Origin of the sequence: Raoultella sp. (genome assembly GCF_039594335.1) — a bacterium.
Lineage (GTDB): Bacteria > Pseudomonadota > Gammaproteobacteria > Enterobacterales > Enterobacteriaceae > Klebsiella.
In genome coordinates this window covers 1-4,086 of sequence record NZ_JBCNNS010000229.1, presented here as the reverse complement: position 1 = coordinate 4,086, position 4,086 = coordinate 1, and the positions used below count along the sequence as shown (strand labels likewise).

Genomic DNA, 4,086 nt, shown 5'->3' with positions numbered 1-4,086 from the left:
CAGCAGGTTAACCCGCAACTGCGCCTGCTCGGATTGACCGCCACGCCGTTTCGCCTCGGTAAGGGCTGGATCTACCAGTTTCATTATCACGGCATGGTTCGCGGTGATGAAAAGGCGTTGTTTCGCGACTGTATTTACGAGCTGCCGCTGCGCTATATGATCAAAAACGGGTATCTGACGCCTCCGAAGCGGCTGGATATGCCGGTCGTGCAATACGATTTCAGCCGCCTTCAGCCACAGAGCAACGGTCTGTTTAGCGAAGCCGACCTCAATCATGAGCTGAAAAAGCAGCAGCGCATTACGCCGCATATTGTCAGCCAGATTGTCGAATTTGCCCGGACGCGTAAAGGGGTAATGATTTTCGCCGCCACCGTAGAACATGCACGGGAAATTACCGGCCTGCTGCCCGCCGGTGACGCGGAACTCATTACCGGTGCAACGCCCGGCCCGCAGCGCGATCGCATCATCGAAGCCTTTAAAGCGCAGCAATATCGTTATCTGGTCAACGTAGCGGTTCTCACCACCGGATTTGACGCCCCGCATGTCGATCTGATCGCCATCCTGCGTCCCACGGAGTCGGTCAGCCTTTATCAGCAAATTGTCGGCCGCGGCCTGCGCCTGGCGTCGGGGAAAACCGACTGCCTGATTCTCGACTATGCCGGAAATCCTCACGATCTCTACGCGCCGGAGGTTGGCTCACCGAAGGGCAAGAGCGATAACGTCCCCGTACAGGTATTCTGCCCGGCCTGTGGCTTTGCCAATACCTTCTGGGGAAAGACTACCGCCGACGGTACGCTGATTGAACACTTTGGCCGCCGCTGCCAGGGCTGGTTTGAAGATGACGACGGTCACCGCGAACAGTGCAATTTTCGTTTTCGTTTTAAAAACTGTCCGCAGTGCAATGCGGAAAATGATATCGCTGCCCGCCGCTGCCGCGAGTGCGACACCATTCTGGTCGATCCCGACGATATGCTGAAGGCCGCGCTGAAGCTCAAAGATGCCCTGGTGCTGCGCTGCAGCGGCATGGACCTGCAGCACGGTGCCGACGATAAAGGCCCGTGGTTGAAAATCACCTATTACGATGAGGACGGCACCGATGTCAGCGAGCGCTTCCGCCTGCAGACGCCGGCCCAGCGGACCGCGTTTGAGCAGCTGTTTATCCGCCCGCATACCCGCACGCCGGGTGTGCCGCTGCGCTGGATAACTCCTGGCGATATCCTCGCCCAACGGGTACTGCTGCGCCACCCGGACTTTGTTGTCGCGCGTATGAAAGGCCAATACTGGCAGGTCCGCGAAAAAGTATTCGACTACCAGGGGCGCTTTCGCCGGGCCAACGAACTGCGCTAATTGCCACCGCGCCTGAGGTTTTCATTGCCGTCAACGCCATAGGTGGATATAATGCCGCCCGCTTTTGCATTCGCAAAGCAGATCATCTGCCTGCTGCTGGGTCGCCTGTAGCAGGATTTAAATATAGAGAGACATCAATGTTTACTATCGACGCAGAAGTACGTAAAGAGCAGGGTAAGGGTGCGAGCCGCCGCCTGCGCGCAGCTAACAAGTTCCCGGCTATCGTTTACGGTGGTGCAGCAGCTCCGGTTGCTATCGAACTGGATCACGACAAACTATGGAACCTGCAGGACAAAGCTGAATTCTACAGCGAAGTTCTGACCATCGTTGTTGATGGCAAAGAAGAGAAAGTCAAAGTTCAGGCTGTTCAGCGCCACGCTTACAAGCCGAAACTGTCTCACATCGACTTCGTTCGCGCTTAATCGCGATAGCAAGTTGAGTAACAAACGCCCCGGTCCGCAAGGTCCGGGGCGTTTTGTTATGCATCCTGCTCCCCATCTGAGGCGCAAAATCAACCACAGCTCCCAGCATCGGGGACTTGTCCATTCCCGGCTGCCACAACATCACCATTGTGACATTTATTCCCTGGGTACCGACTTCAGTTTCGTTTTCCTCCCCCCTTCCCAGCCGGCAGCCTGAATGAGCGCCAGATGTTGCAGCAGCATAATAGTTTTGCCATCGACAATTTCCCCCTCGCGTATCGCTTGTAACGCCCGGGTCAATGGCCACTCTAGCACTTCGATATCCTCCCCTTCCGCCGCCAGCCCGCCGCCTTCGCCCCGGCGGTCATCAGCCGAATATTCGGCAATGAAAAAGTAGAGCTTTTCGGTGACCGATCCCGGACTCATGTAAGCGGTAAAAACCGGTTCAATGCCGGTGACGCGAAAGCCGGTCTCTTCTTCCGCCTCAGCGATGATGCGCTCTTCCGGCGACGCATTATCCAGCAGTCCGGCAGCAGCTTCGATCAAAAAGCCATCATGACCGTTAATCCACACCGGAAAACGAAACTGGCGAATAAGCACCACGGTTTGCTTTGTGCGGTTATAGAGCAGTATCACCGCGCCGTTGCCGCGATCGTAGGCCTCACGGCTTTGCTCCTGCCAACGGCCGTCCCGTCGAAGCAATTCAAACGTGTATTTTTTTAACGTATACCAGTTGTCGGACAGCAGCGTTTCACGCACATGGCGAACGCGGGGTGTATCACTGTACATATTTTTCTCCGGATGAGATGACAGCGGCCACGATAACATGCAAAATAACGCACAAACAAGATTAAACGTGAAGGTGAAGTATGCTTGCCAGCCAACGAAAACAGCAAATACTGCAGATTCTCGCCATCGAAAAACAGGTTATGTCCGGTGAGTTAAGCCAGCGGTTTAACGTCTCCGAAGACTCTATCCGCCGCGATTTACGCGAACTGGCGGGGGAAGGCAAGCTGCAACGGGTCCACGGCGGCGCGCTGCCGGTTTCGGCGGCCATCGCGCCGATCGAAACAAGAAAAAACGTGCAAACCGCCTCGAAGCAGGCCATCGCCCGCCGGGCGGCGACCCTGATTCAGCCGGGTCAGGTGGTGATTATCGATGGTGGGACCACCACCGAAGAAATGGTCTGCTGTCTGCCGCCTGATTTGACCTGTACCATCGTGACCCACAGCCCCGGTATTGCCGTCGCGTTGGTGGAGCGGCCTTTGATTGAGGTCATTCTTATCGGCGGACGGCTGTTTAAACATTCGGTGGTCACCGTCGGCGCCAGTGCGCTGGAAGGTATTGCGCGGATCAATGCCGATCTGTTTTTTATGGGCGTGACCGGGGTGCACGACCGCGCAGGTTTCACGACTGGCGATTATGAAGAGGCGGCGATCAAACGGGCGCTCGCCGCGCGGGCAGCGGAAACCATTGTGATGGCGTCACAGGAAAAACTGAACTCGGCATCGGCGTTTGCCATCGCCGAGTTAAGTCTTGCCAGTACCCTGATTATCGACGGCGTGCTGAATGAGGCCCTGCAAGCGAAGCTGACTCAGCACGGGATCGAAACGATCCGAGCCGATGCAAAGTAGGTCCCCCGCGGGCCGGTGAAGGCCCGGTCAGCAGCCGCGGCCTTCACCGGGGCTGGCGGAGAATCAGCTACCGCCGGAAGTCCGACGCTGCAGCTGATCGCGCAGGTTGGGCGGCGTGCCTTTGATGGTCAGCGTATCCGTTGCCGGATCCCAGAACACTCGCTCGCCTAGCAGCATCGCATCAAAGTTGATCGTGAGCCCACCGCCACTGCCGGCAAACTTGGTCAACTGGCGCAGCGTGCTGCGATCCGCCGGGAAGCTCTCTTCCAGCTCATATCCCTGTTCAGCGGTAAACTGCTGGAAGCTCTTCTCGCTGACCCCGGCCAGCTCTTTGGATAAAGATTCCAGTTCAATCTCCTCTCCCGCCTGCAGTTGCTCGTTGCAATAAGCATATACCTGCTGACGTACGTTCTGCCGCTCGGATTTATCGAGCTGAGCATCAGAGGCGAAATCATCGACCGCCTGTAGCAGGCCACGGTTCTGCGCTTTGGCATTCAGCCCTTCGCTGGCGCCGAGGAAGTCCATAAAGAAATCGGCCACTTTACGTCCGACCCGGCCTTTGAGGAAGGTCAGATAGCGGGTCGACTCCGGATTGGTTTCCCATTCAGTTAAGTCAATGCGCGCCACAATATCGGCATGATTGATATCCAGATAGTGGGTCGAACTGATATCCAGATCTTCGT

At 56.6% G+C, this 4,086-nt stretch carries 5 protein-coding genes; 3 read left to right on the top strand and 2 right to left on the bottom strand.

Annotated elements, in window-relative coordinates; all coding sequences use genetic code 11:
* Both ACZAHD_RS21995 and rplY read left to right on the top strand, forming a co-directional pair.
* The coding region (locus ACZAHD_RS21995; protein WP_462458632.1) for a DEAD/DEAH box helicase at nucleotides 1–1,347 on the top strand (1,347 nt) is incomplete at its 5' end.
* Between the two features lie 137 nt (nucleotides 1,348–1,484).
* The gene (gene rplY / locus ACZAHD_RS21990; RefSeq protein ID WP_462458631.1) at nucleotides 1,485–1,769 is read left to right on the top strand and encodes a 50S ribosomal protein L25; all 285 of its coding nucleotides are present in this window, start codon (nucleotides 1,485–1,487) and stop codon (nucleotides 1,767–1,769) included.
* A 156-nt stretch (nucleotides 1,770–1,925) separates the two neighbouring features.
* On the opposite strand, the gene ACZAHD_RS21985 is transcribed toward rplY, so the two are convergent.
* The gene (locus tag ACZAHD_RS21985; RefSeq protein WP_462458630.1) at nucleotides 1,926–2,558 is read right to left on the bottom strand and encodes an NUDIX domain-containing protein; all 633 of its coding nucleotides are present in this window, start codon (nucleotides 2,556–2,558) and stop codon (nucleotides 1,926–1,928) included.
* Nucleotides 2,559–2,638: 80 nt separating this feature from the next.
* Here ACZAHD_RS21985 and ACZAHD_RS21980 point away from each other — a divergent pair, with 80 nt between their 5' ends.
* Nucleotides 2,639–3,403: a DeoR/GlpR family DNA-binding transcription regulator gene (locus ACZAHD_RS21980; RefSeq protein WP_462458629.1), complete on the top strand. Its 765-nt coding sequence runs from the start codon at nucleotides 2,639–2,641 to the stop codon at nucleotides 3,401–3,403.
* A 63-nt stretch (nucleotides 3,404–3,466) separates the two neighbouring features.
* Here the strand turns inward: ACZAHD_RS21980 and yejK are convergent.
* On the bottom strand, nucleotides 3,467–4,086 hold a 620-nt coding region (gene yejK, locus ACZAHD_RS21975; protein WP_462458628.1), incomplete at its 5' end, for a nucleoid-associated protein YejK.

Excerpts from the sequence above, each read along its gene's own strand:
- rplY (WP_462458631.1), top strand. The coding sequence starts at position 1,485 with ATGTTTACTATCGACGCAGAAGTACGTAAAGAGCAGGGTAAGGGTGCG.
- ACZAHD_RS21985 (WP_462458630.1), bottom strand. The coding sequence starts at position 2,558 with ATGTACAGTGATACACCCCGCGTTCGCCATGTGCGTGAAACGCTGCTG.
- ACZAHD_RS21980 (WP_462458629.1), top strand. The coding sequence starts at position 2,639 with ATGCTTGCCAGCCAACGAAAACAGCAAATACTGCAGATTCTCGCCATC.